Annotated in this window: 31 protein-coding genes and 1 riboswitch; of the genes, 16 read left to right on the forward strand and 15 right to left on the reverse strand. The window is 71.5% G+C overall.

The annotated features are described in order from the left end of the window. Position 1: 1 nt before the first annotated feature. From AC156L_RS09085 to AC156L_RS09105, 5 genes are read left to right on the forward strand one after another with little or no spacing between them, the layout of a single operon-like run. Positions 2 to 319 carry a hypothetical protein gene (locus AC156L_RS09085; protein WP_330877086.1) on the forward strand — a complete coding sequence of 106 codons (318 nt, stop codon included), beginning with the start codon at positions 2 to 4 and terminating at the stop codon, positions 317 to 319. Positions 320 to 321: 2 nt separating this feature from the next. After that, positions 322 to 750, forward strand: a complete 429-nt coding sequence (locus AC156L_RS09090; protein ID WP_330877087.1) for a hypothetical protein — start codon at positions 322 to 324, stop codon at positions 748 to 750. A gap of 60 nt (positions 751 to 810) precedes the next feature. Continuing rightward, the gene (locus tag AC156L_RS09095; RefSeq protein ID WP_330877088.1) at positions 811 to 1,239 is read left to right on the forward strand and encodes a hypothetical protein; all 429 of its coding nucleotides are present in this window, start codon (positions 811 to 813) and stop codon (positions 1,237 to 1,239) included. Beyond that, a complete protein-coding gene (locus tag AC156L_RS09100; protein ID WP_330877089.1) occupies positions 1,233 to 1,460 on the forward strand; it encodes a helix-turn-helix transcriptional regulator in 228 nt (75 codons plus the stop codon). The genes AC156L_RS09095 and AC156L_RS09100 overlap by 7 nt, the downstream gene beginning before the upstream one ends. Next, positions 1,457 to 2,416: an NAD(P)-dependent alcohol dehydrogenase gene (locus tag AC156L_RS09105; protein ID WP_330877090.1), complete on the forward strand. Its 960-nt coding sequence runs from the start codon at positions 1,457 to 1,459 to the stop codon at positions 2,414 to 2,416. Before AC156L_RS09100 ends, AC156L_RS09105 begins: the two co-directional genes overlap by 4 nt. On the opposite strand, the gene AC156L_RS09110 is transcribed toward AC156L_RS09105, so the two are convergent. Beyond that, entirely contained in the window at positions 2,406 to 2,630 is a 225-nt protein-coding gene (locus tag AC156L_RS09110; protein ID WP_330877091.1) for a hypothetical protein, read from the reverse strand. The genes AC156L_RS09105 and AC156L_RS09110 overlap by 11 nt on opposite strands. Before the next feature lie 370 nt (positions 2,631 to 3,000). On the opposite strand from AC156L_RS09110, the gene AC156L_RS09115 reads away from it, so the two are divergent. Continuing rightward, the gene (locus AC156L_RS09115; RefSeq protein ID WP_330877092.1) at positions 3,001 to 3,768 is read left to right on the forward strand and encodes an enoyl-CoA hydratase/isomerase family protein; all 768 of its coding nucleotides are present in this window, start codon (positions 3,001 to 3,003) and stop codon (positions 3,766 to 3,768) included. Positions 3,769 to 3,775: 7 nt separating this feature from the next. Here AC156L_RS09115 and AC156L_RS09120 read toward each other — a convergent pair whose 3' ends face one another. The 6 genes from AC156L_RS09120 to AC156L_RS09145 all read right to left on the reverse strand — a co-directional run bounded on the left by AC156L_RS09120 (position 3,776) and on the right by AC156L_RS09145 (position 7,480). Next, positions 3,776 to 4,375: an MBL fold metallo-hydrolase gene (locus tag AC156L_RS09120; protein ID WP_330877093.1), complete on the reverse strand. Its 600-nt coding sequence runs from the start codon at positions 4,373 to 4,375 to the stop codon at positions 3,776 to 3,778. Further along, positions 4,375 to 5,460 (reverse strand): S-(hydroxymethyl)mycothiol dehydrogenase, encoded by a 1,086-nt coding sequence (locus AC156L_RS09125; protein WP_330877094.1) that lies wholly within the window; start codon positions 5,458 to 5,460, stop codon positions 4,375 to 4,377. The genes AC156L_RS09120 and AC156L_RS09125 overlap by 1 nt, the downstream gene beginning before the upstream one ends. Before the next feature lie 43 nt (positions 5,461 to 5,503). Next, positions 5,504 to 6,022: a VOC family protein gene (locus AC156L_RS09130; protein WP_330877095.1), complete on the reverse strand. Its 519-nt coding sequence runs from the start codon at positions 6,020 to 6,022 to the stop codon at positions 5,504 to 5,506. 233 nt (positions 6,023 to 6,255) lie between these two features. Further along, positions 6,256 to 6,534 (reverse strand): DUF4235 domain-containing protein, encoded by a 279-nt coding sequence (locus AC156L_RS09135; protein WP_330877096.1) that lies wholly within the window; start codon positions 6,532 to 6,534, stop codon positions 6,256 to 6,258. Further along, positions 6,534 to 7,085 carry a DUF3618 domain-containing protein gene (locus tag AC156L_RS09140; RefSeq protein WP_330877097.1) on the reverse strand — a complete coding sequence of 184 codons (552 nt, stop codon included), beginning with the start codon at positions 7,083 to 7,085 and terminating at the stop codon, positions 6,534 to 6,536. Before AC156L_RS09140 ends, AC156L_RS09135 begins: the two co-directional genes overlap by 1 nt. Then, entirely contained in the window at positions 7,082 to 7,480 is a 399-nt protein-coding gene (locus AC156L_RS09145; protein ID WP_330877098.1) for a phage holin family protein, read from the reverse strand. Before AC156L_RS09145 ends, AC156L_RS09140 begins: the two co-directional genes overlap by 4 nt. 92 nt (positions 7,481 to 7,572) lie before the next feature. Here AC156L_RS09145 and AC156L_RS09150 point away from each other — a divergent pair, with 92 nt between their 5' ends. Then, positions 7,573 to 8,529 (forward strand): YihY/virulence factor BrkB family protein, encoded by a 957-nt coding sequence (locus AC156L_RS09150; protein ID WP_330877099.1) that lies wholly within the window; start codon positions 7,573 to 7,575, stop codon positions 8,527 to 8,529. Positions 8,530 to 8,550: 21 nt separating this feature from the next. Here the strand turns inward: AC156L_RS09150 and trxA are convergent, their stop codons facing one another. Continuing rightward, a complete protein-coding gene (gene trxA / locus AC156L_RS09155) occupies positions 8,551 to 8,922 on the reverse strand; it encodes a thioredoxin (RefSeq protein WP_330877100.1) in 372 nt (123 codons plus the stop codon). Between the two features lie 140 nt (positions 8,923 to 9,062). Here trxA and AC156L_RS09160 point away from each other — a divergent pair, with 140 nt between their 5' ends. The 4 genes from AC156L_RS09160 to AC156L_RS09175 are packed head-to-tail and all read left to right on the forward strand — an operon-like array spanning position 9,063 to position 13,295. After that, the gene (locus tag AC156L_RS09160; RefSeq protein ID WP_414719928.1) at positions 9,063 to 9,983 is read left to right on the forward strand and encodes an ABC transporter substrate-binding protein; all 921 of its coding nucleotides are present in this window, start codon (positions 9,063 to 9,065) and stop codon (positions 9,981 to 9,983) included. Beyond that, positions 9,973 to 10,803 (forward strand): amino acid ABC transporter permease, encoded by an 831-nt coding sequence (locus AC156L_RS09165; protein WP_330877101.1) that lies wholly within the window; start codon positions 9,973 to 9,975, stop codon positions 10,801 to 10,803. The genes AC156L_RS09160 and AC156L_RS09165 overlap by 11 nt, the downstream gene beginning before the upstream one ends. Further along, entirely contained in the window at positions 10,800 to 11,558 is a 759-nt protein-coding gene (locus AC156L_RS09170) for an amino acid ABC transporter ATP-binding protein (RefSeq protein ID WP_330877102.1), read from the forward strand. The genes AC156L_RS09165 and AC156L_RS09170 overlap by 4 nt, the downstream gene beginning before the upstream one ends. Beyond that, positions 11,559 to 13,295 (forward strand): aminotransferase class V-fold PLP-dependent enzyme, encoded by a 1,737-nt coding sequence (locus tag AC156L_RS09175; protein ID WP_330877103.1) that lies wholly within the window; start codon positions 11,559 to 11,561, stop codon positions 13,293 to 13,295. On the opposite strand, the gene AC156L_RS09180 is transcribed toward AC156L_RS09175, so the two are convergent. Continuing rightward, complete coding sequence (locus AC156L_RS09180) at positions 13,258 to 14,085, reverse strand: AfsR/SARP family transcriptional regulator (protein ID WP_330877104.1); 828 nt, start codon at positions 14,083 to 14,085, stop codon at positions 13,258 to 13,260. The genes AC156L_RS09175 and AC156L_RS09180 overlap by 38 nt on opposite strands. Positions 14,086 to 14,372: 287 nt before the next feature. After that, positions 14,373 to 14,840, reverse strand: a complete 468-nt coding sequence (locus AC156L_RS09185) for a calcium-binding protein (protein ID WP_330877105.1) — start codon at positions 14,838 to 14,840, stop codon at positions 14,373 to 14,375. 479 nt (positions 14,841 to 15,319) lie between these two features. On the opposite strand from AC156L_RS09185, the gene AC156L_RS09190 reads away from it, so the two are divergent. Continuing rightward, on the forward strand, positions 15,320 to 16,159 hold the full coding sequence (locus AC156L_RS09190; RefSeq protein WP_330877106.1) for a hypothetical protein: 840 nt from the start codon (positions 15,320 to 15,322) through the stop codon (positions 16,157 to 16,159). Positions 16,160 to 16,213: 54 nt separating this feature from the next. On the opposite strand, the gene srmL is transcribed toward AC156L_RS09190, so the two are convergent. Further along, a complete protein-coding gene (gene srmL / locus AC156L_RS09195; RefSeq protein WP_330877107.1) occupies positions 16,214 to 17,269 on the reverse strand; it encodes a PheS-related mystery ligase SrmL in 1,056 nt (351 codons plus the stop codon). 178 nt (positions 17,270 to 17,447) lie between these two features. Between srmL and AC156L_RS09200 the strand changes: the two genes are divergently transcribed. The 3 genes from AC156L_RS09200 to cobM are packed head-to-tail and all read left to right on the forward strand — an operon-like array spanning position 17,448 to position 19,743. Then, complete coding sequence (locus tag AC156L_RS09200; RefSeq protein WP_330877108.1) at positions 17,448 to 17,840, forward strand: pyridoxamine 5'-phosphate oxidase family protein; 393 nt, start codon at positions 17,448 to 17,450, stop codon at positions 17,838 to 17,840. Further along, positions 17,837 to 19,003 carry a precorrin-6y C5,15-methyltransferase (decarboxylating) subunit CbiE gene (gene cbiE / locus AC156L_RS09205; protein ID WP_330877109.1) on the forward strand — a complete coding sequence of 389 codons (1,167 nt, stop codon included), beginning with the start codon at positions 17,837 to 17,839 and terminating at the stop codon, positions 19,001 to 19,003. The genes AC156L_RS09200 and cbiE overlap by 4 nt, the downstream gene beginning before the upstream one ends. Next, entirely contained in the window at positions 19,000 to 19,743 is a 744-nt protein-coding gene (cobM, locus tag AC156L_RS09210; RefSeq protein ID WP_330877110.1) for a precorrin-4 C(11)-methyltransferase, read from the forward strand. Before cbiE ends, cobM begins: the two co-directional genes overlap by 4 nt. 586 nt (positions 19,744 to 20,329) lie before the next feature. Here cobM and AC156L_RS09215 read toward each other — a convergent pair. After that, entirely contained in the window at positions 20,330 to 20,650 is a 321-nt protein-coding gene (locus tag AC156L_RS09215; protein WP_330877111.1) for an SH3 domain-containing protein, read from the reverse strand. 230 nt (positions 20,651 to 20,880) lie between these two features. Between AC156L_RS09215 and AC156L_RS09220 the strand changes: the two genes are divergently transcribed. Then, the gene (locus tag AC156L_RS09220) at positions 20,881 to 21,591 is read left to right on the forward strand and encodes a cobalt-precorrin-6A reductase (RefSeq protein WP_330877168.1); all 711 of its coding nucleotides are present in this window, start codon (positions 20,881 to 20,883) and stop codon (positions 21,589 to 21,591) included. On the opposite strand, the gene AC156L_RS09225 is transcribed toward AC156L_RS09220, so the two are convergent. Genes AC156L_RS09225 through AC156L_RS09235 form a run of 3 tightly spaced genes read right to left on the reverse strand, consistent with a single transcriptional unit; the run spans position 21,566 to position 24,680 of the window. Beyond that, the gene (locus tag AC156L_RS09225) at positions 21,566 to 23,029 is read right to left on the reverse strand and encodes a precorrin-2 C(20)-methyltransferase (protein ID WP_330877112.1); all 1,464 of its coding nucleotides are present in this window, start codon (positions 23,027 to 23,029) and stop codon (positions 21,566 to 21,568) included. The genes AC156L_RS09220 and AC156L_RS09225 overlap by 26 nt on opposite strands. Next, a complete protein-coding gene (locus AC156L_RS09230) occupies positions 23,026 to 23,652 on the reverse strand; it encodes a precorrin-8X methylmutase (RefSeq protein ID WP_330877113.1) in 627 nt (208 codons plus the stop codon). The genes AC156L_RS09225 and AC156L_RS09230 overlap by 4 nt, the downstream gene beginning before the upstream one ends. Beyond that, positions 23,649 to 24,680 carry a hypothetical protein gene (locus AC156L_RS09235; RefSeq protein WP_330877114.1) on the reverse strand — a complete coding sequence of 344 codons (1,032 nt, stop codon included), beginning with the start codon at positions 24,678 to 24,680 and terminating at the stop codon, positions 23,649 to 23,651. The genes AC156L_RS09230 and AC156L_RS09235 overlap by 4 nt, the downstream gene beginning before the upstream one ends. A 119-nt stretch (positions 24,681 to 24,799) precedes the next feature. Further along, a riboswitch (cobalamin riboswitch) is annotated at positions 24,800 to 24,867 on the forward strand. The last annotated feature ends 52 nt before the right edge of the window (positions 24,868 to 24,919 follow it).

Here is a 24,919-nt window from a genome sequence, read left to right on the forward strand (position 1 = left end):
GATGATCGCGAACCTGCTGCTCGGGCCCGCGTCCGTGATCGCGTCCGTGGTCCTGGCCGTCGCGTCCGCCACGTGGGCGCTGGCGTCGGTGTGCAAGACGGTGGTGCGGGAGAGGTCGCGCACGGCCCGCTTCACCGTCGCGCTCAAGGACAGCGCGCCGGGGGAGCGGGCCGCGATCCTGCGCGCCTGGGTCCAGGTGGAGTCGGGGCGCGCCGACGACCCCGCCGAGGACGAGGAGCCGTCGCCCGACGGGACGCGGCTCGCGTGGGTCAGACGGCTGCTGCCGGGTGGACGCGGGACCGAACCGGGCAAGGAGTAGGGGTGCCGCGGCACGGCCCGGTGGCCGACCTCCTCGACCACCCCCTCATCGCCCGGCTCGTCGCCTTCGGCCTCGACCGCGACGACTTCGTGCTGTTCGGCAGCGCGCCCCTGCTGGCGAACGGCTTGCGCACCGAGATCCGCGACCTCGACGTGGTGGCGCGCGGCGACGCCTGGCGGTACGCGTGGCAGCACGGCTTCCGGGGCGTCGGGGGCATCAGCGGCGACGACGTCGCCCAGTTCTGGGGCGGGCGCATCCAGTTCTCCCGCCGGTGGATGTCGCCCGCCAGGGGGCCGGACGAGCTGATCGACACCGCGCAGGTCGTCGACGGGCTCCGGTTCGCCCTGCTGGAGGACGTCCTCGCCTACAAGCGGCTCCTGCTCAGGCCCAAGGACGTGGCGGACATCGGCGTGATCTCCAGCCTGTCGTAGCGCGGCCTTCGATGTAAAGCATGTTTGACACGATGTCAGCCTTGCTTTACTTTTCTCGGCATGGCCTTCGAGGAAAAGCGCGCGTGGATGATGGGGGCGGTGACGGTGATCGCCTACGCGGTCTACGTCGCCGTCGTCCTGGGCCGTTGGGAGGGCGGGCCGCTCGTCGACGTGCCCTACGTCGGACCGGTGCTGTGGACCATCGGCGGCGCGATCGCGACGACCGTCGTGCTGCACACCGCCATCGCGACGCTCTCGCCCGAGGACGCCGACGTGAAGGACCAGCGGGACCGGGAGATCACCCGGTTCGGCGAGCACTCGGGGCGCTCGCTGGTCGTCGTCGGCGGGACGGCGGCGTTCGTGCTGGCGCTGCTCGACGTCGACCAGTTCTGGATCGCGAACGCCCTCTACCTCGCCTTCGCGCTGTCCGCCGTGGCGGAGTCCGTGGCGAAGGTCGCCGCCTACCGCGGGGGCTTCTGGCCGTGGTGAGGGCGACTCGGGTCACGAACTCGATCAGGGCACTGCGGTTCGCGCACGGGGAGATGACGCAGGCCGAACTGGCCACCGCCATCGGGGTCAGCAGGCAGACCGTGATCGCCATCGAGCAGGGGCGGTACTCGCCCTCGCTGGAGATGGCCTTCCAGATCGCCGAGGCCTTCGGCGTTCCGCTCGACGACGTGTTCCAGTACACCAAGGAGGAGAAGCCGTGAAGGCGATCGTGCAGGACGAGTACGGACCGGCCGACGTGCTGGGGTTCCGGGACGTCGACAGACCCGCGGCGGGTGACGGCGAGGTGCTCCTGCGGGTGCGGGCGGCGGGCGTCGACCCCGGCGTGTGGCACCTGACCAGGGGGCTGCCGTACCCGGTGCGGCTGGTGTCCGGGCTGCGGAGGCCGAAGGCGAAGGTGCCGGGCCTGGACGTGGCCGGGGTGGTGGAGGAGGTCGGGGCGGGCGTGACGCGCCTCGCCGTCGGCGACGAGGTGTTCGGGACGTGCGACGGGGCGTTCGCCGAGTACGCCGTGGCCCGTGAGGACCGGTTCGCGCCGAAGCCCGCCAACCTGTCGTTCGAGCAGGCGGCGGCGGTGCCGGTGTCGGCGTGCACGGCGCTCCAGTCGTTGCGCGACACGGGGAAGGTCGCCGCGGGGCAGCGGGTGCTGATCATCGGTGCGGGCGGTGGCATCGGGGTGTACGCCGTGCAGCTCGCCGCGGTGTTCGGGGCCGAGGTCACCGGCGTGTGCTCGACCGGGAAGGTCGAGCTGGTCCGGTCGCTGGGCGCGGACCACGTCGTCGACTACACGCGCGAGGACTTCGCGGGCGGCTTCGACCTGATCCTCGACATCGCGGGCAACCGGCCGCTGTCCCGGCTGCGGCGCGCGCTCACACCGAGCGGCACGCTGGTGATCGTGGGCGGCGAGGGCGGCGGGAAGCTGTTGCAGGGCACCGACCGCCAGCTCCGGGCGCTGGCCCTGTCGCCGTTCATCCGGCAGCGGCTGTGCACGCTCGTCTCGTCGCAGCCCCTGGCGGACCTGGAACTGCTCGCCGACCTCCTGGCGGCGGGCACCGTGAAGCCGGTCGTCGACCGGACGTTCCCGCTCAGCGGGGCCGCCGACGCCGTGCGGTACCTGGAACTCGGGCACAGCACCGGCAAGTCCGTCCTCACGGTGTGAGGGCCAGGTCTCGGCACCGCGCTCTCAGCACTCCGTCGAACGGGCCCGCGCACCGCACGTCGGTGACCCGGCCGAGGTACGCGTGCGGCACGGTGGCCCGCGGGTAGGCGCAGGTGGCGATCCGGTCGGCCGCCAGGGCGCAGGAGGTCGTGCCGACCACGTCGGCGAAGTCCGCCGCGTGCGGGCCGTGGTGCTCGGTCCGGTGGCCGCGCACCACCACGACCGGCCGGTCCGGGAACAGCGCGGTCAGCGCGGCGCGACGACCAGGACGCCGTCCGGGAACGCCGACCCGGCCGCCTTCGGCACGGCGGTCGGCGTGGCGCCCGCGCCCACGTGCGGCCCCGTCCGTCGCCGATCACCTCGCGCACCCGCGCCGCGTCCCACCGGGCGACCGAGCCGGCAGCCGCACCACCGGGTCGGCCCGCACCAGCGCGGTGATCTCCTCCGGGGGCGGCACGGTCGCGTCGCCCGGCCCACCGGCCGACCTCTCCCCGACCGGGTCGGCCGACGGCGGGGAAAGCGCAGCTCCGGGCCGCCGCGGCCGAGGGGGATCGGGCGGCGCGCCCGGCTTGTAGGCTCGGCTGGTGAGTGAGCACCTGATCCTCGACACGGCCGGCCACGTCGCCACCCTGACGATCGACCGGCCCGCCAAGCGCAACGCGATGAGCTACGAGATGTGGTCCGCGCTGCCCGGCCTGCTCGACCTCGTCCGGCACGACGACGAGATCAGGGTGCTGGTCCTGCGGGGCGGGGAGAACTTCTCGGCGGGCGCGGACATCAGCGAGTTCTCGACGCTGCGCAACGGCGCCGAGGGCGCGGCGAAGTACAACCGGGCGGTGCTCGCGGGGGAGAGGGCCATCGCGGGGCTCGGCAAGCCGACGATCGCCGCGATCACCGGGTTCTGCGTCGGCGGCGGCTGCGAGCTGGCCCTGGCGTGCGACGTGCGGATCGCCGAGTCGGGTGCGCGGTTCGGCATCACACCCGCCAAGCTCGGCATCGTCTACAACTTCACGTCCACCAAGCAGCTCGTCGACGTGGTCGGCCCGTCGTGGGCCAAGCAGATCCTGTTCAGCGGCGAACTGGTCGACGCGGCGACGGCGCTGCGCATCGGGCTGGTCAACGAGGTCCACGAGCCCGGCGCGCTCCAGGCGCGGGTGCGGGAGCTGGCCGGGACGATCGCGTCACGGGCGCAGGTGAGCCTGCGCGGGGCGAAGACGATCGTCACCCTCATCACCGAGGGCCAGCACGAGGAGGACGGCGCTGTGCACGCCCTCTACGAGGAGGCCGTGCACAGCGCCGAGTACGCCGAGGGCGTCGCGGCGTTCCTGGAGAAGCGAGCGCCGAACTTCTAGGGCCGCGCTAGACGTTCGCCGTCTCGGCGGCGATCGTCGTGCTGTCGCCGTGTCCGGTGTGGACGATCGTCTCCGGGGGCAGCGGCAGCAGGCGCGCCCTGATCGACGCGACGATGGTGTCGAAATCCGAATAGGACCGACCGGTGGCGCCGGGACCGCCCTGGAACAGCGTGTCGCCGGTGAAGACGACCCCCAGCGACGGCACGTGGAAGCACACGGCGCCCGGCGCGTGGCCGGGCGTGTGCAGCACGTGGACCTCGCCGCCGCCGACGGTGATGACCTGGCCGTCGGCCAGGTCGCCGTCGGGGGCGCGGTCCGGGTGGGTCAGGTCCCACACGACCCGGTCCGCCGGGTGCAGCAGCACCGGGGCGCCGGTCGCCTCGGACAGCGCCGGGGCGACCCGCACGTGGTCGTCGTGCGCGTGCGTGGCCAGGATCGCGACGACCTCGCGGCCGTTCACCACCTCGAGGATCGCGTCCACGTCGTGCGGCGCGTCGATCACCGCGCACTCCTCGTCGTCGCCCAGCACCCAGACGTTGTTGTCCACGTCGAAGGTCTGGCCGTCCAGCGAGAAGGTGCCGGAGGTGACGCCGTGGTCGATCCGCATCAGAAGACCACCACCGAGCGCAGGACGTCGCCCTTGTGCATCTTCTCGAACGCGGCCTCGACGCCGTCGAGCGGGATCTCCTCGCTGACGAACGCGTCGAGGTCGAGCCTGCCCTGCTGGTAGAGGTCGACGAGCATCGGGAAGTCGCGGCTGGGCAGGCAGTCGCCGTACCAGCTCGACTTGAGCGAGCCGCCGTGGCCGAAGAAGTCGATCAGCGGCATCTCGATCTTCATGTCCGGCGTCGGCACGCCGACCAGGACGACCGTGCCCGCCAGGTCGCGGGCGTGGAACGCCTGCTTCCACGTCTCCGGCCTGCCGACGGCGTCGATCACGACGTCCGCGCCGAAGCCGTCGGTCAGCTCCTTGATGGCCTCGACCGCGTCCACCTCGCGGGCGTTGACGAAGTGCGTGGCGCCGAAGCCCTTGGCCCACTCCAGCTTCCGCGGGTCGGTGTCCACGGCGATGATCTTCGCCGCGCCCGCGAGCCTGGCACCCGCCACCGCGCCGTCGCCCACACCGCCGCAGCCGATGATCGCGACCGAGTCGCCGCGGCCGACGCCACCGGTGTTCATGGCCGCGCCGATGCCCGCCATCACGCCGCAGCCGAGCAGGCCGACGGCGGCGGGGCGTGCGGTCGGGTCGACCTTGGTGCACTGGCCCGCGTGCACGAGGGTCTTCTCCGCGAACGCGCCGATGCCGAGCGCGGGGGACAGCGCGGTGCCGTCCTCCAGCGTCATCGGCTGGGCGGCGTTGTGGGTGTTGAAGCAGTACCAGGGCTTGCCGCGCTTGCACGCCCGGCACGAACCGCAGACCGCGCGCCAGTTCAGCACGACGAAGTCACCGGGCTCGACCTCCGTGACGCCCTCGCCGACCTGCTCCACGATGCCCGCGGCCTCGTGGCCCAGCAGGAACGGGAACTCGTCGTTGATGCCGCCCTCGCGGTAGTGCAGGTCGGTGTGGCAGACACCGCAGGCCTGCACGCGCACCACCGCCTCGCCGGGGCCGGGGTCGGGGATCACGATGGTCGTCAACTCGACCTGCTGCCCCTTGCCCCGAGCGATCACGCCGCTGACTTCCTGCGCCACGTCGTCCTCCGTTTTCGCCGCACGTCGTCGTACTTGAAGTCGATCAGTCAACCAGGCGTTCGCCGTCGAAGACACCCAGGTCCTCGCGGTAGAACTCGATGCCCACGCCGTTCGGGTCGCGGAAGTACAGGCTGTCGTCCACGCCGCGGTCCGGACCCAGGTACTCCACGCCCTCGGCGTCCAGGGTGGCCTTCGCCGCGGCGAACTGCTCCGCGGACACCGACAGCGCCAGGTGCTGCACGGCGCCGATGGTCTCGCTGAAGTCGGGGTGGTCGTGGCCGGGGAAGTCGAAGAACCCCAGCAGGTTGCGGTGGCCGATGTCGAAGAAGAAGTGGCTGGAGCCCGCGTAGTCGCGGTTCTCCACCAGCTCCACCAGCGGGAACCCGAGGAACTCCTGGTAGAACTTGATCGTCGTCTCGACGTCGCGGCAGATCAGCGCGATGTGGTGCACGCCCCTGGTGGGCGAGGGCCCGCGGTCGGCGAGCGGCGTGAGGTACTTGGTCCGCAGCTCGTCCCGACGGGCGCGGACGGCGTCGAGTTCGGCGCCCTCTGGCTGTGGCATGAGGTGCTCCTCCGGTCGCTGGTGGTGCTGCCAACGGCAATGGTAGTTGCGCGTTCAATTTCTTGCCCGGTCATCGGTCGTTGCGCAGCACGCACAGCGTTCCGTCACACGCAACAACCTGCGCCCACGGCGGCGTCCTGTCAAGACGTCCGACCGGGTACTCCCCGTGGACGACGAGGAGCGCCCGCTCCGCGAGGCGGAACGGGCGCTCCCAGTGGTGGTGGTGTGGTCGGTCAGTCCATGTCGCGCTTGTCGCCGGGCCACTCGCCGGTCAGCTTGTCGTACCCGGTGGCGCCACCGCGGTCGATGGCGGCCTTGACGAGCCCGAAGATCGCGCCCTGCACGGTCGCGGCGAGCAGCACCTCGGTCCACGACCGGTCCTGCTGGGTCGGGGTCGGCGCTTCCCTGTCCCCGGAGATGAGCTTCCAGACCTGCCCGAACGCCTTGCCCGCCAGCACACCGCCGAGCACGCTCACCGCCATGCCGAGCGGGCGGTAGAGGATCTTGTTCATCACGCCCTCCCGCGGGTGAGCTTCCACAGCACGAACAGCACCGCGGCGATGATCCCGGCCGTGGCGACCGGGTGCTTGCGGGCCTGGGCGGCGACGGGCTCGGGCAGCGCGCCCACGGCCTGGTCGGCCTTCGCCTTCACCTGCGGCGGGATCGCGTCGACCACGTGCGCCGCGGCCTCGGACGCCTTGGCCCTCGCCTCGTCCGCCTTGACGCGGACCTGCGGCGGGATGGCGTCCACGGCCTGCGCGGTGACCGTCGCGGCCTTGGCCTTCACCTGCTGCGCGGTCTCGGCGGCCCTGTCACCCACCTGCGAGGCCGTCTCGGCGGCCTTGGCGGTGGCCTCCCTGCTCTTCACCTTCACCTGCTGCGCGGTCTCGGCCGCCTTGTCGCCGACCTGCGCCGCGGTCTCCCTACCCTTGGCCTTCACCCGCGCGGGCACGTCGGCCTTGTGCGCCAACGCTTCCACGGTGTCGCCGAGTTCCCTGCGCGTCTTCTCGATGTCGGCGCGCAACTCCGCCGGGTCGGTGGGGACTTCCTTCTGGCCGCTCATCGGTGTGCCCTCTCGCTTACCGTGGCGATGTCCTGCTTCACGCCCTCGATCGCCTGTTCAGGAACGGGTGGTGTGCCCTTGTCGATCTGCTTCTTGCCGATCAGCGCCACGATCCCCGCGACGGCGAAGACGCCGAGCGCGACGACGAAGGCGGCCAGCCACGGAGCCATCACCGTGGCCAGGAGGAGCACGAGCCCGGCGATCAGGGACATCACGCCGAACCACGCGAGGACGCCCGCGCCGCCGAACAGCCCGGCACCGACGCCGACCTTCTTGCCCTTGGCCTGCACCTCCGCGACCGCGAGCTTGATCTCTTCCCTGGCCAGCCTGCTGACCTGTTCCGTCAGCCGGCCGACGAGCTGCGCCGTCGACGCCTCACGCACTGTGCTGTCCATGACCGCCTCCTCTCTCTGAAGGGCGGTTACCCCGATGCGCCGATGTCAACCACCTGGTGTGGTGAATCCGTCCGGTGGTTACCCCTCCGGCCATGACCGACAAGGCCACAGAGCGGATGCCCGCCGCGCCAACGGACCTCCCGAAGCGATCGTGGTGGGAGGTGCTCAAGCGGACGGTCAAGGAGTTCAACCGCGACAACCTCACCGACTGGGCGGCGGCGCTCACCTACTACGGGGTGCTGTCGCTGTTCCCCGGACTGCTGGTGCTCACGGCCGCGCTGGGCCTGATGGGTCCGTCGGCGACGCAGTCGCTCGTCGACAGCGTGAACAGCCTCGGTCCGGGGCAGGCGCGCGACATCATCGTCGGCGGGATCGAGGAGCTCCAGAGGACGAAGTCGTTCGCGGGTCCCCTGGCGGTCATCGGTCTGCTGGCCGCGCTGTGGTCGGCGTCGGGGTACATCGGCGCGTTCATGCGCGCCTCGAACTCGATCTACGACGTCGAGGAGGGGCGCCCCTTCTGGAAGGTGATCCCGCTGCGGCTCGGCCTGACCCTGGGCGTGGTGGTGCTGCTGGTGATCACCGCGGCGGGCATCGGGCTCAGCGGCGGCGTGGCCGAGGAGGTGGGCCGGTTCCTGGGACTCGGCTCGACCGCCGTCACGGTCTGGGACATCGCGAAGTGGCCGGTGCTCCTGGTGCTCGCGAGCCTCGCGATCGGCCTGCTGTTCTGGGCGTCGCCCAACGTGCGCCAGCCGAGCTTCCTGTGGATCACCCCCGGCGGCGCGCTCGCGGTCGTCGTCTGGATCATCGCCTCGCTGGGGTTCGCCTTCTACGTCGCGAACTTCAGCTCGTACAACAAGACCTACGGCGCTCTCGCGGGCGTGATCGTCTTCCTGGTGTGGTTGTGGATCTCGAACCTGGCCCTGCTGCTCGGCGCGGAACTCGACGCCGAGCTGGAGCGGGGTCGCCGGATCGAGGCGGGGCAGTCGCCGGAGCACGACCCGGTGGCCCCGCCCCGTGACACCAGGGCGATGGACGGCGACCGGGCGTAGACCCGGCCGCCTCCCGCACGGCTACTCGGCCGCGCCCTGCTGCGCTTCGGCTTCCTTGCGCACCTCGTCCATGTCGACCTTGCGGGCCTGGTCGATCAGGTCCTCCAGCGCCGCCTCGGGCAGCGCGCCCGGCTGCGCGTAGAGCACGATCCCGTCGCGGACGATCATCAGGGTCGGGATGGACCGCACCTGGAACGTGGCGGCCAGCTCCTGCTGGGCTTCCGTGTCGACCTTGCCGAAGACGATGTCCCCGTGCTTCTCGGACGACTTGTCGTAGACCGGCGCGAACTGGCGGCACGGACCGCACCACGAGGCCCAGAAGTCCACCAGGACCATGTCAGAACCACCGACGACCTCGTCGAAGTTCTTCGTGGTCAGCTCCACCGTGGCCATTCGTCCTCCTAGCTCGACTTGCAGTCCTTGCGCCCCGTCCAACGCGCGGGCGACCTCCAGGATTCCCCAGGGAATTTCAACTCGCTGTGGACATCTTCAACAACGAGTTGTAGCTTTTCGCCACCACACCTGGAGGCGCCGTGCTGATCCGAAGGCTTGCCGTTACCGCCCTAGTCCTGTCCACGCTGGTGGCCTGCGGGAACGACGACGGGGCCGCACCGGCCGCGTCCGGAGGGCCGCAGCCGTCCACCGAGTCGATCGTCTCGTCCGTGAAGAAGGACGACGCGCTCGCCGCGGGCCTGCCGCCCGCCATCGCGTCCGCGGGCAAGCTGCGGATCGGCTCGAACATCCAGAACCCGCCGAACAACTTCTACGCGGAGGACGGCAAGACGGCGAAGGGCTCCGAGGTCGACCTCGCCAAGGCCGTCGCCGCGAAGCTCGGCCTCCAGGTCGAGTACAGCGACATGGCGTTCAGCTCGCTGATCACCAGCCTCCAGTCCGGCCGGATCGACCTGACGATGGCGGCGATGAACGACACCCCCGAGCGCCGGCAGGCGATCGACTTCGTCGACTACTTCACCTCCGGCATCACGATCATGGTGCAGAAGGGCAACCCCAGCTCCGTCAAGGGGCCGGACGACCTCTGCGGCAAGGGCGTCGCGGTCAACCTGGGCACCAGCCAGGAGGCCTACGCCAAGGAGCAGAGCACGAAGTGCGTCGCCGCGGGCAAGGGCGAGGTGACCGTGACCTCGACCGACAGCGACACGCAGAACCAGAACCAGCTGCGCACCGGCCGCGTCGCCGCGATCCTCAACGACCTGCCGACCGCCGTGTACGTGGCGCAGACGGCGGGCAAGGGTGAGTACTTCGAGGTCGTCAAGGCCGACCCGATCAACGGCGGGCCGTACGGCATCGGCGTGAACAAGTCGAACCCGGAGCTGACCAAGTCGGTCCAGGCCGCGCTCCAGGCGCTGGTGGACGACGGCACCTACGGCAAGATCCTGGCCGAGTGGGACGTCGCCCAGGGCGCGATCGCGAAGGTGACCGTCAATGGCGGGTGAGGACCTCCAGGTCGTCCCGATCCGGCACTGGGGCCGCTGGGTCGTCGGGGCGCTGATCCTGGGGCTGCTCGCGGCGCTCGGGTTCGCGCTGGCCGACGCGCGGATCCTCTACGAGGACGTGCCGGGCTTCTTCACCCACGAGATCATGATCAGCGGTCTGGTCAACACCGTCGTCCTCGCGGTGTGCGCCCAGGCCGGGGCGGTCGTGCTGGGCGTGGTGCTCGCGCTGCTGCGCCGGTCGCCCAACCCGGTGGCCCGCTGGTTCGCCTGGGGCTACATCTGGCTGTTCCGCGGCCTGCCGGTGCTGCTCCAGATCCTGCTGTGGTTCAACCTCGCGCTGGTGTTCGAGTTCATCTCCGTCCCGGTGCCGTTCACCGACGCGTTCCTGCTGCACGAGCCGACGAACGTGCTCATCACGGCGTTCGTGGCGGCGCTGCTGGGGCTGGGGCTCAACGAGAGCGCGTACATGGCGGAGATCGTCCGGGCGGGCCTGAACAGCGTCGACCCCGGCCAGATCGAGGCCGCGAAGGCCATCGGCATGACGCCGGGGAAGACGTTCCGGCGGGTGGTACTGCCGCAGGCGATGCGGGTGATCATCCCGCCCACCGGCAACAACTTCATCAACATGCTCAAGGGCACGTCGATGGCGTCCGTGATCGGGTTCCTGGAGCTGATCCACGCGGCCAACCGGATCTCCTCGGGCAACCTGGAGATCATGGAGACGCTGATCGCCGCCGCCCTGTGGTACCTGATCGTGGTGAGCGTGGCCAACGTCGGGCAGTACTACCTGGAACGCGCCTACGGGAAGGGTGTCCGGTGACTCTCGTTCGTGCGCACGGGGTGCGGAAGTCCTACGGGTCCACCGAGGTCCTCAAGGGCGTCGACCTGACCGTCGACGAGGGCCAGGTCGTGTGCCTGCTCGGGCCGTCCGGCGCGGGCAAGAGCACGTTCCTGCGGTGCGTGAACCACCTGGAGACGATCGACGCCGGTCGGATCTGGGTCGCGGGGCACCCCGTCGGGTTCGTGCTCAAGGGCGGGAAGCTGCACGAGCTGCCCGAGCGCGAGGTGGCCACGCAGCGGCGGGACATCGGCATGGTGTTCCAGCGGTTCAACCTGTTCCCGCACCGCACCGCGCTGGAGAACGTGACCGAGGGGCCGATCCAGGTCCTGGGCCGTCCGCGCAAGGAGGCCGAGCGGGAGGCGCTGGAGCTGCTGACCCGCGTCGGGCTCGGCGACCGCGGCGGCGCGTACCCGCGCGAGCTGTCCGGCGGGCAGCAGCAGCGGGTCGCCATCGCCCGTGCGCTGGCGATGAAGCCGAAGGTCATGCTGTTCGACGAGCCGACCTCGGCGCTGGACCCCGAGCTGGTGGGGGAGGTGCTCGACGTGATGGTGGCGCTGGCCCGCGACGGGATGACCATGATCGTGGTGACCCACGAGGTGGGGTTCGCCCGCGAGGTCGCCGACCACGTCGCCTTCATGGTGGACGGCGCGATCGTCGAATCCGGGACGGCTCGGGAGGTGTTGGACAATCCGCGACATCAACGCACGCGCCAGTTCCTCGCAAAGGTGCTCTAGGTGACTACTCGGCTCCCCGCCTCCTACCTGGTCCAGTTCCACGAGCCGGAGGGGTACCTGGACTTCGGGCGGTTCGGGCCGCCCTCGCACGCCGTGGTCGACACCTCCACGCGGTTGCTGGAGGCGTCCGCCTCGGCCGGTCCATCCACTGTGGACGATCTGATGCGGCAGGAGCTGCGGGCCAAGGCGGCCGCGGCCCGGCTGTGCCGCAGCGACACCGACCACGTGACGCTGCTGCCCAACACCAGCACCGGCCTGTTCCAGGTCGCCCTCGGGGTGACCGGTCAGGTCGTGGTGTCCGCGGCGGAGTTCCCGGCCAACACCTACCCGTGGCAGCGGGCCTGCCGCGCCGAGGTGCGGTGGATGCGGCCTCCGCGCGGCTGGGTGACGCCCTCCGCCGTGCGCGACGCGCTGACCCCGGAGACCACCGCCGTGTCGGTGAGCGCGGTGGACTTCCGCACCGGCTACCGGGCCGATCTCGCCGCGCTGCGCGAGGTGGTCGGGGACCGGCTGCTGGTCGTGGACGGCATCCAGGGCTTCGGCGTCGTCGACGAACCGTGGGAGGTCGCCGACGTGCTCGTCGTCGGCGGGCAGAAGTGGCTGCGCGCCGGATGGTCCACCGGGTTCATGGTGCTGTCGGACCGGGCGCTGGAGCGGCTGGTCCCGACGGTGTCCGGGTGGACCGGGGCGTTGGACGCCGGGCTGTTCGACGACGACGTGCACCCGGTGGCCGAGGGAGCCGCCGGGTGGTCGATCACGAACCTCAGCCCGATCGCCGCCGGTGCCCTGGGGCACGCGCTGGAACTGGTGGAACTCGGCGGCGTGCAGGCCATCGGCGCCCGGATCGCGGAGCGGTTGGACGAGGTGACCGAGGCCGTTCACGCGGCGGGAGGCGAGGTCGTGTCGGCGCGGGACCGCCGCGCCGGGATCCTGGCCTTCACCGTGCCGGAGCACCCCGCCTCCGTCGTCGGCGCGGCGCTGGTCGACGCCGGGGTCACCGCCACCGTGCGGCCGGAGCACGTGCGGATCACCCCGCACGCGTCCACGACACCGGAGACGATCGCCCGGTTCACCGCCGCGCTGCGCGGTGTCCGGCGGCCGGTGCCGCCGATCGCCCACGCGGTCGAGCAGGTGTCCGGCGGGTCGGACGTGCTGGCCGCGCTGGTGCCCACCGTCAACAGCCTCGCCGCCGCGCTGGGGGCCGGGACCGAGGTCGTGCTGCACGACCTCGGCGCGCTGCCCAACTCGATCGTGGCCATCGCCGGTGACCTGACCGGGCGCGAGGTCGGCGGACCGATGACCGACCTGCTGCTGGGTCTGGTGCGCCGGGGGACCACCCAGGACCTGACGAACTACGAGACCTACGCGCCGGACGGGCGGGTGATCCGGTCGTCCACGGTGTTCCTGCGAGACTCGGACGGCGTGGCCGTCGGGTGCCTGTGCGTGAACAGCGACCAGGCCGTCGCCGGTCGCGTCGAGCGGGTGGTGGAGACGTTCCCCGGTGACGTGGACACGTTGCAGCGCCTGCTGGTCGAGCGCGCGGTGGCCGACGTGGACGTGCCGGTGCCGCTGATGAAGAAGGTGCACAAGTCGACCGTGGTGCGGGTGCTGGACGACGCCGGGTACTTCCTCATCAAGGACTCCGTCGACCACCTGGCCGGGGCGCTGGACGTCACCCGGTACACGATCTACAACTACCTCAACGAGATCCGGGGTACCGCGAAGGCGGGCGGGTGAGCACGGGGCCGGGCGCTCCGACGCCCGGCCCCGCACGGCCCTCGACCAGGGAGCGGAGCCCCGGAGTGGGCGCCAGACCCAGGTTCGCGCGGAGGAGGCGGCTGAACCGGGTGAACGCGTGCACCGCCTCGGACTGGTTGCCCTCCGCCAGGTGGACGCGGATGAGGGCCGCGTGAGCGCTCTCCCGCAACGGGTCGGCCCGCACCACGGCGCCCGCCGCGGCCGTGGCGTCACCGAAGCGCCTCGCCTCGACCAGGCCGTCCACCACCGCTTCCAGCGCGTGGAGCCGGAGTTGGCGCCAGTCCTCGGCTTCGACGAGGACCCACTCGTCGTACCAGAGCGGGAGCAACTCCGACGACAGGGTGGCGACCGCCTCCACACCCAGGTCCGCCGCCGCGTGCGGGCCCGCGTCGAGCAGGCGGTGGGCGAGCGCCCGCGCGTCGTGCAGGTCGACCGTGACCCCTGGGGCGAGTTCCAGGCTCGACGGGGTGATCAGCAGCGTCCGCCTGCCCGCGTCGTTCATCCGGATCAACGTCGACCTCAGGGCGGCGTAGGCGTGCCCCTCGGACGAGTTCGTCCACAGCGAACCCGCCACGAGCAGCCTCCCCACCGCTCGGTGGTGCAACGCCGTGAACGCGAGCAGGCGCTCCGCTCCTCCGGAGACGGGAACGGCCCCGGTGCTCCCGGTGAGCTGGAACCCGTCGAGGAGGGTGACGCGCAAGCCCGTCGCGGTGGGTGGGTTCGGCGCCGACACCGGTGTGGTGTCGAGCAGATCCGAAAGGATGATCACGGGAGAGCCCTTCGACTTCGCCCCGCACGTCCTGCGCACCCGCTGCCGAAGTCGGAGCCTGCTGGGACCGGACCGCCTGATGGCCTCTTCCGATCACGCTACCAGCCTGGGTGTGGTGGGCGACCTCGGTTCACGAAAGCCTTGCCAGCTCTCGAATCCGGCACGCGTGGTGGTCGGGTGCGCGCCGTTCAAACCACTCGTTCAGGGGTCCGCTCCGCCACCCCGTGGTAAGGGGTGGCGGAGCGGATCCGCCTTCCGAGGTCTGGTCGTCCTCGCGCGGGCGGGCGCTACGACTCGCAGCTGTCGCGAAGGTCCGGGGGCACGCCGACGGGGCCGCAGGAGTCGGTGTCGACACCGCCGTTGAGGGTGTCCTCGGCGGAGTCGGTGCCGGGGCCCCTGAGCCTGTCGTTGCCCGCGGAGCCGGACAGGGTGTCGATCCCGAGGCCGCCGTTGAGGATGTCGTCGCCCACCCCGCCGGTGAGCGTGTCGTTGCCGTCGCCGCCGTGGATCGTGTCGGCCGAGGACGTTCCGGTCACGGTGTCGTTGCCGCCGTAGCCGTAGACGGTCTTCCCGGGGCTGGCACCCGTGCAGTCGATCGTGTCGTTCCCGCCGGAGCCGTGCACGGTGGTGTCCGTCTGCGTCACGCCCGGACCGATCACGCACGGGGAGGCCGCCGATGCGCTGCCCGCTCCCGCGACACCGCCCAGCACGATGACTCCGGCGGCCAGGATCGGGTAGAGCTGTCGAATTCGCACTGTGGTTCTCCGTTTCGAGTTCGGAATTTCGGATGAGCACATCGTGCGATACGTGGCGTTACCGGTGCGTGACGCGGTGTGGTTGCCGTGGGACGAGGGGTGGGTTTTCCGCTTACCTGAATTCGATTCGCTCTTTTCGGGGTGGTCGAAATCGAATTCCCGGCGCGGGTCGACCGCGGTCCGAGTGGTCGGGTATGGCGGCTGACGTGCGGTGGGGCCATGAGGGAGCGGCCCTGGTAGGTGCGGCCATTTGGGCTACAAACGCCCCGATCAATTCATCGCGGGTATAGCGTGGAATGTGTTCCCGAACCCCGGTGGCGCGCTACTCCCGCACTAGCTCACCAGCTCGTTCGAATTGTGCTGGTGCATGCGCGCGCTATCCGCGTTCACGCAGTCTGTGCGCCGCACAGACCATCCTCAACCGTGCTCCAGGAAATGAAGCCGTCATGCGTCGAATCCGTACAGTTCTGCTCCGGGCAATGTTCGGCACGACCGTCGTGGTGGGGGGACTGGTCGCCTTGCCCCAGGCGGCGCAGGCCGTCACGATCCCGGTGGCGTGCAGCGAGAACGCGCTGGTCGCAGCCGTCACCCTGGCCAACTCCACCCCCGCCGCGGACACCCTCGTCCTCGCCGGGGGCTGCACCTACGGCATGACCACCAGCCACGGCGGCGCCGCGAACGCGTTGCCGGTCATCACCACCCCGATCGAGATGGTCGGGCCCGCCACCGTCACGAACGCCTCACTGCTGCGCCTCGGGTTGTTCCGGATCGCCGAGGTCGGCCCGACCGGCAGCCTCACCCTCACCACCGGGGTCGCGTTCACCAACGGCAACGTGCTCGGCGACGGCGGCGGCATCCTCAACCACGGTGCCGTCACCCTCACCGGGAGCACCTTGACCGGCAACACCGCGTTGGGCGACGGCGGCGGACTCGCCAACGCGGACACCCCGTCCGGCACCGCGCCCGCCGCGACGTTCACCAACAGCCCGGTGTCCGGCAACACCACCCTGCTCGGCGACGGCGGAGGCATCTACAACGGCCTCCGCGGCACGCTGACCGTCACCGGGGTCGCGGGCAGCCCCCTGTTCATCACCGGCAACACGGCGGGCAGGGGCGGCGGCATCTCCGCGATCAACTCCACCGCGACGACCCTGACCCAGACCGCCGTGACCAGCAACCACGCGCTGCTGCTCGTGGGCGCCTCCGGCGGCGTCCACCGCCAGGGCGGCACGATGACCACCACCGACACCCCCATCACCGCCAACACCCCGAACAACTGCGTCGGCAGCACCCCGGCCGTCCCCAACTGCACCGGCTGACCCCGCGCCGCTGTGCCGGCCCCGACCGGCACAGCGGCGTTCGTCGGTGTCGGGTCAGCGGGTCGTCCAGTGGCCTGCCGTGCCCCGGTGCACCGCCTCGTGGACGGCGTCCCTGGCCCGGTTCGCCTCGTCGTCGGACAGCGTGCGGCTCAGGTCTCGGAGGACGATCCTCAGCAGCACGTTCTTCTGACCCGGTAGCGCCCCCAACCTCGCCGCGGCCGACGGCGGCAACTCCTCGACCGGGGTCTCCGACAGCACCTCGATCTCCTCCGCCAGATCGCCGATGGCCGTGCGCACCTGGTCGCCGAGGGTCTCGTCATCCGCCTGCTCGTCCACCGCGACGGACAGGTCCCGCACCACCGGTGGGTGCCTGGAGACCTGGCGGTACGGGGTGAGGTCCAGCATCTGGTCGGCGATCCTCGGGTCGGTCGCCGAGAGCAGCCTGATGTCGGTGATGCCCTTGCGGAGCATCAGGAGCCGGTCCAGGCCAAGGCCCAGCGCGATGCCCGTGACGGTGGTCGGCAGGCCCGCCCCGTCCAGTACGTGCCTCGCCGCGAGACCGCACTCGGCCACCTCCAGCCACCGGCCGTCCAGGAGGACGTCCACCTGGCTGCCGTTCTCGGTGTACGGGTGGGTGGCCGGGACCAGGCGCAGGGTGGCGTCGGGCAGCGCGCCCCTGATCGCGGTGACGACCAGGTCGTCCAGGTCCCGCGGTGTGCGGCTGATGCGCCACAGGTCGAGCTGGTGCGGGGTGCCGGTGTGCAGGCGGTCCACCGCGTCCCTGCGGTAGACCGCGCCCACGCACGCCAGGAGGACGTCGTCCCAGGTGTCGCCTTCGGCCGCCAGTCGCCTGAGCGACGAGGGGATCATGGCGCTGGCGTGGCTGCGGAGCACCCGTTCGGCGTCGACGTACCTGGTGTAGCGCGCGTCCCTGGTGATGGCGTCCGGCGGGTAGCCGAGGTTGGTGTAGTTGTCGGCGATCGTGGTGACCGGGTCTTCGCGGACCACGCGCAGGTCGGCGGTGGTCCTGGTCGCCGCGAGGACGTCGTCCACGATCAGTTGGACGGCGTGCTCGCCCTGTGCGGGGTCGCTGAGGTCGCGAGGGAGCATGGTGGGTCCTGTTCGGTGGGGTGGACGGGCGGGGGACTCCCCTCGGCCGGTCCGTCACCGGGTACGTGTCAGCGCGCGCTGAGGACCCCGGCGACCGGTGCTACCGGCCGGGGGTGGGTAAATCGGCGCGTCACGTGCACGTGCCAACCGTAGCAGCGGGATCAAGCATGATGTGCGCATGCTGACGAACAAGGGCGCCGACTTCGAGGAGTTCTGGGCCGAGCGCCACCTGTGCACGCTGACCACCGTGCGCGCCGACGGGACGCCGCACGTCGTGCCCGTGGGGGTGACGGTGGACGCGGAGGCCGGTGTGGCGCGGGTCATCACCTCCGGTGCCTCGCACAAGGTCCGGCACGTCCTCGCCGGTGGCGAGGCGGGCGTTCCGGCCGCCGTGTGCCAGGTGGACGGTCGTCGGTGGTCGACGTTGGAGGGGCGTGCCGTGGTTCGGCACGAACCCGAGGTGGTGGCCGACGCCGAACGGCGCTACGCGGCCCGCTACCGGACGCCGCGGGTGAACCCGCAGCGCGTGGTGATCGAGATCAAGGTCACCCGAGCGCTGGGGACCGTGTGATCGCGGTCGTCGGCATCGGCGTCGACGGGTGGGAAGGGCTGTCGCCCGCCGCCCGTGACGAGATTGAGGCCGCACAGGTGCTGATGGGCGACGCCCGGCAGTTGGAGATGGTGCCGGGCGACTTCGAGCGGGTCACGTGGCCGTCGCCGATGCTGCCCGCGCTGCCGGGGCTGTTCGAGGCGCACCGGCACCGGACGGTGTGCGTGCTGGCCAGCGGTGATCCGCTGCACCACGGGATCGGGTCGACGTTGATCCGCTTGCTGGGCGCCGACCGGGTGCGCATCGTGCCGCACCCGTCGTCCGTCTCGCTGGCGTGCGCCCGGCTCGGGTGGGCCGTCGACGACGTCGAGGTGGTCAGCACGGTCGGCAAGCCGGTCGAACTGCTGCACCCCGTGCTGCACCCCGGTCGCCGGGTGCTCGTGCTGGGGTCCACGCCATCGGCGGTCGCCGACCTGCTCGCGGCTCGCGGCTACGGCGACAGCGTCGTCACGGTGCTGGAACGCCTTGGCGGGCCTCGGGAACGGGTTCACCACGATCTGTCCTCTGTGGACTCACTGCACGTGCTGGCGATCGAGGTCGTCGGTACCGCCGTCCAGCCGCGGGTGCCGGGACTGCCCGAGTCCGCCTACGAGCACGACGGCCAGATCACCAAGCGCGAGGTGCGGGCCGTGACGCTGGCGCAGCTCGCCCCGGTGCCCGGTCAGCTCCTGTGGGACGTCGGAGCGGGCGCGGGCAGCATCGCGGTCGAGTGGGCCCGCGTGCACCCCGCGTGCCGGGCGATCGGGATCGAGCACCACCCCGAGCGGGCCGAGCGGATCGGCCGCAACGCGCGGAACCTGGGCGTGCCGGGCGTGCGCGTCGTCGTCGGCAAGGCCCCGGAGGCGCTGGTGGGCTTGGAACGCCCGTCCGCGGTGTTCATCGGTGGAGGTCTCACCGTGCCCGGTGTCGTGGAGGCGTGCTGGGAGGCCCTGCTGCCGGGTGGCAGGCTCGTGGTCAACGCCGTGACGATGGAGTCCGAGGCCGTTGTCGCCGCGTGGCACCCGAGGCTGGGCGGCGACCTGACCCGGATCGCGATCAACCGGGGCTCGCCGGTCGGCGGGTTCACCGGCTGGCGCCCGCACATGCCGGTCACCACGTGGGCCGTGACGAAGGAGACCGAGTGACCGTCCACTTCATCGGTGCCGGACCCGGTGCCGCCGACCTGATCACCTTGCGCGGAGCCACGTTGATCGGCTCCTCACCGGTCTGCCTGTACGCGGGCGCCCTGGTGCCGGTCGAACTGCTGGACCACTGCCCCCCGGACGCACGGCTCGTCGACACGGCGAACCTGACGCTGGACCAGATCGTGGCGGAACTGGTGGCAGCCCACCGGGCAGGCCAGGACGTGGCCCGCCTGCACTCCGGCGACCCGTCGGTGTTCAGCGCCATGGCCGAACAGATGCGCAGACTGGACGCCGAGGGCGTGCCGTACGACGTGACGCCGGGTGTACCCGCCTTCGCCGCGGCGGCGGCATCGCTGAAGCGCGAACTGACCGTGCCGGGCGTCGGTCAGACGGTCGTGCTGACCCGAACCTCGGCCCGCGCCACCCCCATGCCACCCGGCGAGGACTTGACGACGCTGGGCGCACCGGGCGCGACGATGGTGCTGCACCTGGCCGTGCAGCGCATCGAGGAAGTGGTGGCGGAACTGGTGCCGAACTACGGCGCGGACTGCCCGGTAGCCGTGGTGGCCCGAGCGAGCAGGGACGACGAGATCGTCATTCGCGGAATACTTTCGGATATCGCAAAAAAAGTGATCGAAGCAGAAGTAAAACGCACGGCGGTCATCGTGGTGGGCCGAGTCCTGGGCGCCACCCAATTCCTGGACAGCCACCTTTATTCAGCAGAACGCTGCCGCCCATGACAAGAAATCCGAACACCATTCCGGAAGCGCCGCCCTAACCGAACTAGCTGCGGACCAGCGAGGCAGTGCCCGGTCGGGACCCACGCAGCCGGGCTGTCCCTGACCCGGCTCCTGGGCTGGCCGGCCTGGTCTTCGCCGGGATGGAGGGGTGGTGCCTTGTCTGGACTGGCTGAACCGGGCTCTCTCCGGCCCGGCCCTCGGACCGGCTGGCCTGGTCTTTCCCTGGACCGGCGGGGCACTGCCTTGTCTGGACCCACTGTGCCGGGCTTTCCCCGACCCGGCTCCGGACTGGCCGGCCTGGTCTTCGCCGGGACTGGAGGGGCACTGCCCTGTCCGGACCCACTGAATCCGGCCCTCCCCAACCCGGCCCCCGGACCGGCTGGCCTGCTCTTCCTCGACCCGGCCCTCGAACCGGCTGGCCTGCTCTTCCCCAACCTGCCCCCCCGGACCTGCTGACCTGGTCTTTCCCCCTGTCCGGTGAACCCGGCCCTCCCCCGACCCACTGAACCCACCCCGGCCCCCAGGCCCCACCAGAACCGCCCCAACCGGACCCGCACGTCCCCGCGCGAGCCCGGCCGGGCAGCGATCAGCAGTGGAAGATCGAGCCACCGTTGACGAGCAGGCTGTCCTTGATCCAGCCCTGCTTGCCCGTCACCGTGTTCCTGATGTGGGACCACGTCCCGCCGTCGCCCTCGGTGTAGCAGTGCAGGTCCAGCACGTGCGATGCCTGCGCCTGGCCCACCGAGGTGCAGTTCGTGCCCGTCCCGGTGCGGGTGTTCGCCGCACCGGTGCTCTGGTCGGTGCCGCCGTCCTTGTCGCTCCAGTTGTTGTTCGGGCAGGCGGCCCGGACCGACACCCCCGCCCCCGGCTCGTCCGGCGCGGCGAGCGCCGATGGTGCGAGGGACACGAGCGCCCCCACGAGGACAGCGGTGGCAGCGGCAATGGATGTGATGGTGTTACGCATAACATTCCTCCCCTAGACCCCAGTTTCCGAGGAGGCTTTGTGATCATTTATCGCGAATCCCCCGATTCGCTCCTCCCCAGGTGATAAAGACGGTATCCGTCGGTGTTTATTGGTGTCAATCACTCGATAGTGCGGTGCCGGAGTTCGACGAATACCATGAACGCGTGATCCTGATTCTCGGCGGCACCGGTGAGGCGCGGCGCCTGGCGGCCCGCCTCCCCGGTCGGGTGGTCTCCTCGCTGGCCGGTCGGGTCACCGATCCCCGGCTGCCCGAGGGCGAGGTGCGGATCGGGGGGTTCGGCGGGGTCGGCGGGCTGGTGGAGTGGTTGCGCGTCAACGACGTCACGGCCGTCGTCGACGCCACGCACCCGTTCGCCGCGACCATGACCGCGCACGCCGTCGAGGCCACCGCGCTCGCCGGGGTGCCGCTGCTGGTGCTGCGCCGCCCCGGCTGGACGGCGCGACCCGGTGACGACTGGCGGTGGGTGGACTCGCTGGAGGAGGCCGCCGCGACCCTGCCGGGCGAACGGGTGTTCCTCACGACCGGGCGTCAGGACATCGGGGTGTTCGCCGGGGTCGACCGCTGGTTCCTCGCCCGCTCGGTCGAACCACCGGAACCCCCTGTGCCGCACCGGCTTCACGTCCTGCTCGACCGAGGCCCGTTCACCGTGGACGGTGAGGTCGCCCTGATGCGGCGGCACGCGGTCGACGTGCTCGTCACCAAGGACAGCGGTGGGGACCAGACGGCAGCGAAGCTGGTCGCCGCACGACGGCTGGGCATCCCCGTGGTGGTCGTGCGCCGCCCGCCGCCGCCCGCCGCGCCGACCGTGGACTCGGTCGACGCGGCGGTGGAGTGGGTCAGGCGGGGTAGCGGCGGGGCGTGAAGACCTGGCCGCTGCCGGTGGTCCTCGTCGTCGTGGAGCCGATCAGCAGCAGGCAGCGCATGTCCACCTCGGTCGGGTCCAGGTCGGCCAGGCGCACGACCCGGACGTCCTCCTGCTGCCCGCCGACGTCCCGGCCGATCACCACGGGGGTGTCGGGGGAGCGGTGGGCCAGCAGGAGGTCCCTGGCCGCCTCCACCTGCCACGTGCGGGTGCGCGACGCGGGGTTGTAGACCGCCAGCACGAGGTCCGCCCTCGCGGCGGCCTCCAGCCTGCCCGCGATGACCTCCCACGGCTTGAGCCGGTCCGACAGGGACAGCACGCAGTAGTCGTGGCCCAGCGGCGCGCCGACCCGGCTGGCCACGGCGTGCGCGGCCGTCAGACCGGGCAGCACGCGCACCGGCACCGAGGAGAACTGCTCCTCGTCACCGACCTCCAGGACGGCGCTCGCCATCGCGAACACACCGGGGTCGCCGGAGGACACGACGACGACCCGCGACCCGGACTTGGCCAGGTCCAGCGCGAACGCGGCGCGCTCGGCCTCCACCCTGTTGTCCGACGGGTGCTTGCGCTGGTGCGGGTTCGGCGGCACGCGGTCCAGGTACGGCCCGTAGCCGATCAGGTCGTCGGCCGACGCCAGCGCGGTGCGCGCCTCCGGGGTCAGCCACTCCGGCCCGGCCGGACCGAGACCCACCACGACGACCTCGCCGACCGCGGCGCGCTCGCGGTGCGGGACCCTGCTCGGCAGCACGGCGAGCGAGAAGTACGGCACGGTGTCCGGGTCCACTTCGGACAGTGCCGCGGTCCGCTCCCGGCCGGTGGTGGCGCGCTCGACGTACCAGGCGTCGTCCAGCCGCCCGGCCGACTCCAGAGCCGTGCGCACGTTCTTGAACGTGCGGCCCAGCTTCATGACCGCCGCCGAGTCCGTGTGGGCCAAGCGGTCGGCGAGCACCTCCGCGGGCAGCGTGCCGGGCAGGATCGTCAGCACCTCGTCGCGCTCCACCAGCGGCCTGCCGAGCACCGCCGACCCCGCGCTGACCGACGTCACGCCGGGCACCACCTCGGTCGGGTACCGGTCGGCCAACCGCTTGTGCAGGTGCATGTAGGAGCCGTAGAAGAACGGGTCGCCCGCCGCCAGCACGACCACGTCGCGGCCCGCGTCCAGGTGGGCGGCCAGCCGCGCGGCGCACTCCGCGTAGAACTGGTCTATCTCGCCCTGGTAGTCGTCGGTGTCCTCGGTGGTGACCGGGTACACCAGCTGCTCCTCGATCTGGTCGCCGCGCAGGTAGGGCGCGGCGGTCGACCTGGCGATGCTGCGGCCGTGCCGCGCGCTGTGGAACACGACCACGTCGGCCGCGCCGATCAGCCTGGCCGCCTTGACCGTGACCAGTTCCGGGTCGCCGGGGCCGACCCCGACGCCGTACAGCCTGCCCGTCGTCATTCTTCCTCGCTCGCGATCGCGTTGACGGCCGCGGCGGTGATGGCGCTGCCGCCCCGCCGCCCGCGCACGACCAGGTACTCCAGGCCCAGCTCGTTGGCGGCCAGCGCGTCCTTCGACTCGACGGCCCCGATGAAGCCCACCGGGATGCCGAGCACGGCCGCGGGTTTCGGCGCTCCCGCCTCGATCATCTCCAGCAGCCGGAACAGCGACGTCGGCGCGTTGCCGATGGCGACGACCGAGCCTTCGAGGTGGTCGCGCCACAGCTCCATCGCCGCCGCGCTGCGCGTGGTCTCCAGCCGGGCGGCCAGGTGCGGCACGCGGGCGTCGCCGAGCGTGCACAGCACCTCGTTGTCCGCGGGCAGCCGCCGCCGGGTGATGCCCGCCGCGACCATCGTGGCGTCGCACAGCACCGGGGCGCCCGCCAGCAGCGCGGCACGGGCGTCCGCGACGACGTTCGGCGAGTAGCCGATGTCGCCGACCAGGTCGACCATGCCGCAGGCGTGGATCATCCGGACCGCCACGCGCGAGACGTCCGCCGGTAACCCGCCGAGGTCCGCCTCGGCGCGGATCGTGGCGAACGACCGGCGGTAGATCTCGGCGCCGTCCTGGATGTAGCTCGTCAACTCGTCTCCTCGTAGCCGTCGCCGGTCGCGACGAACTCGATCACGTCTCCGGACGGTCGTCCGCAGCGTCGTGCGCAGCCCGCCCAGTGCACCGGTCGGGTGTGGGGCGTGCCGAGCCAGTCCCGCGCGTCGGCGCGGACGTCGGCCAGCGACTTCGCGCAGCCCGGCCGCCCCGTGCAGGCCGTCACGCCGTGCCAGGGCGAATCGGGCTCGGTGATCAGCCCGAGCCCGGTGAGGTCGGGTGCGCCGGGCAGCACCAGGCCGCGCCACGGCGTGAGCCGGACCCCCGTGCCGAGGTCTGCGAGGGCGGCTGCCTGGTGGGCGTCGAGGCGGCCGAGCGGAGCGCCCACGACGAACCGGTCGCCCGCGGGGCCGGGGAGCGGGGGAGCCGTCGTGATCGTGAGGCGCTCATCGGTCGGGGTGCCGAGGGCCGCGACGATGCGGGCCACGAGGTCGGGCACCTCGGCCAGCCGCCACGCGCTGCCGCGGTCGGCGGCGAAGATCCGGGCGGCCTCGACCACGGCGGCCACGGGGTCGGCGGGGCGCAGGCCGGTGTCCTCCCCGGCGAGCAGCAGGGCGTCGTCCACCAGACCCACGTCACCGCCCAGACCGGCCACCTCCGCGCCGACCGTGACCAGGAAGCGGCCGGGGAGCTCGGCGAGTTCCGGAGTGGCGCAGATCGCGCTGTCGAGGCGGTCGACGGTCGGTTGGGTGTCGTCCGAGAGGGGCGCGGCAATGATGTTGCGCACACGTTCGTGGGTCAGGGAGGGCAGCAGGCCCGCCGCGGCCATGCGGTCGCCCAGTTCGAACTGGGCCCCCCGAGCAAGACCGCGGATCTGGAAGTTGGCCCTGGAGGTCAGTTCGAGCTGCCCGTCGCCCAGGTCCGCCGAAGCGGCCACGATGGCCCTGAACTGGCCTTTCGTCAGTGTGCCGCCGGGTACGCGGATGCGCGCGAGGCCGCCGTCCGCCGCGGGGTGCACGTCGATCGCGCCTGGACAGGCGTCGGCGTGGGTTCGCTCCTTCGGCACGCGCCGGATGCTACGGGACGTCCGGGAGGGGGACGTGCGGTGCTTTTTCCCGCACGTTCGTCGACGGGGTGCGGGTGTCCCGCACATCTCTGTACTGTCAGGCCGAACGGCGAAGCAGCGAGGAAGTCGGTGCGAATCCGACGCGGTCCCGCCACTGTCACCGGAGTGATCCGGGAGCCAGGAACTCCGCTCCGCCGTGTGCCGACGACTTGGGGCGAGGACCCCGGAGTGGAGCTTTC

The organism is Umezawaea sp. (genome assembly GCF_057122925.1).

Excerpts from the sequence above, each read along its gene's own strand:
- AC156L_RS09085 (WP_330877086.1), top strand. The coding sequence starts at position 2 with ATGATCGCGAACCTGCTGCTCGGGCCCGCGTCCGTGATCGCGTCCGTG.
- AC156L_RS09095 (WP_330877088.1), top strand. The coding sequence starts at position 811 with ATGGCCTTCGAGGAAAAGCGCGCGTGGATGATGGGGGCGGTGACGGTG.
- AC156L_RS09120 (WP_330877093.1), bottom strand. The coding sequence starts at position 4,375 with ATGCGGATCGACCACGGCGTCACCTCCGGCACCTTCTCGCTGGACGGC.
- AC156L_RS09130 (WP_330877095.1), bottom strand. The coding sequence starts at position 6,022 with ATGCCACAGCCAGAGGGCGCCGAACTCGACGCCGTCCGCGCCCGTCGG.
- AC156L_RS09135 (WP_330877096.1), bottom strand. The coding sequence starts at position 6,534 with ATGAACAAGATCCTCTACCGCCCGCTCGGCATGGCGGTGAGCGTGCTC.
- AC156L_RS09140 (WP_330877097.1), bottom strand. The coding sequence starts at position 7,085 with ATGAGCGGCCAGAAGGAAGTCCCCACCGACCCGGCGGAGTTGCGCGCC.
- AC156L_RS09145 (WP_330877098.1), bottom strand. The coding sequence starts at position 7,480 with ATGGACAGCACAGTGCGTGAGGCGTCGACGGCGCAGCTCGTCGGCCGG.
- AC156L_RS09150 (WP_330877099.1), top strand. The coding sequence starts at position 7,573 with ATGACCGACAAGGCCACAGAGCGGATGCCCGCCGCGCCAACGGACCTC.
- trxA (WP_330877100.1), bottom strand. The coding sequence starts at position 8,922 with ATGGCCACGGTGGAGCTGACCACGAAGAACTTCGACGAGGTCGTCGGT.
- AC156L_RS09165 (WP_330877101.1), top strand. The coding sequence starts at position 9,973 with ATGGCGGGTGAGGACCTCCAGGTCGTCCCGATCCGGCACTGGGGCCGC.
- AC156L_RS09190 (WP_330877106.1), top strand. The coding sequence starts at position 15,320 with ATGTTCGGCACGACCGTCGTGGTGGGGGGACTGGTCGCCTTGCCCCAG.
- srmL (WP_330877107.1), bottom strand. The coding sequence starts at position 17,269 with ATGCTCCCTCGCGACCTCAGCGACCCCGCACAGGGCGAGCACGCCGTC.
- AC156L_RS09200 (WP_330877108.1), top strand. The coding sequence starts at position 17,448 with ATGCTGACGAACAAGGGCGCCGACTTCGAGGAGTTCTGGGCCGAGCGC.
- AC156L_RS09225 (WP_330877112.1), bottom strand. The coding sequence starts at position 23,029 with ATGACGACGGGCAGGCTGTACGGCGTCGGGGTCGGCCCCGGCGACCCG.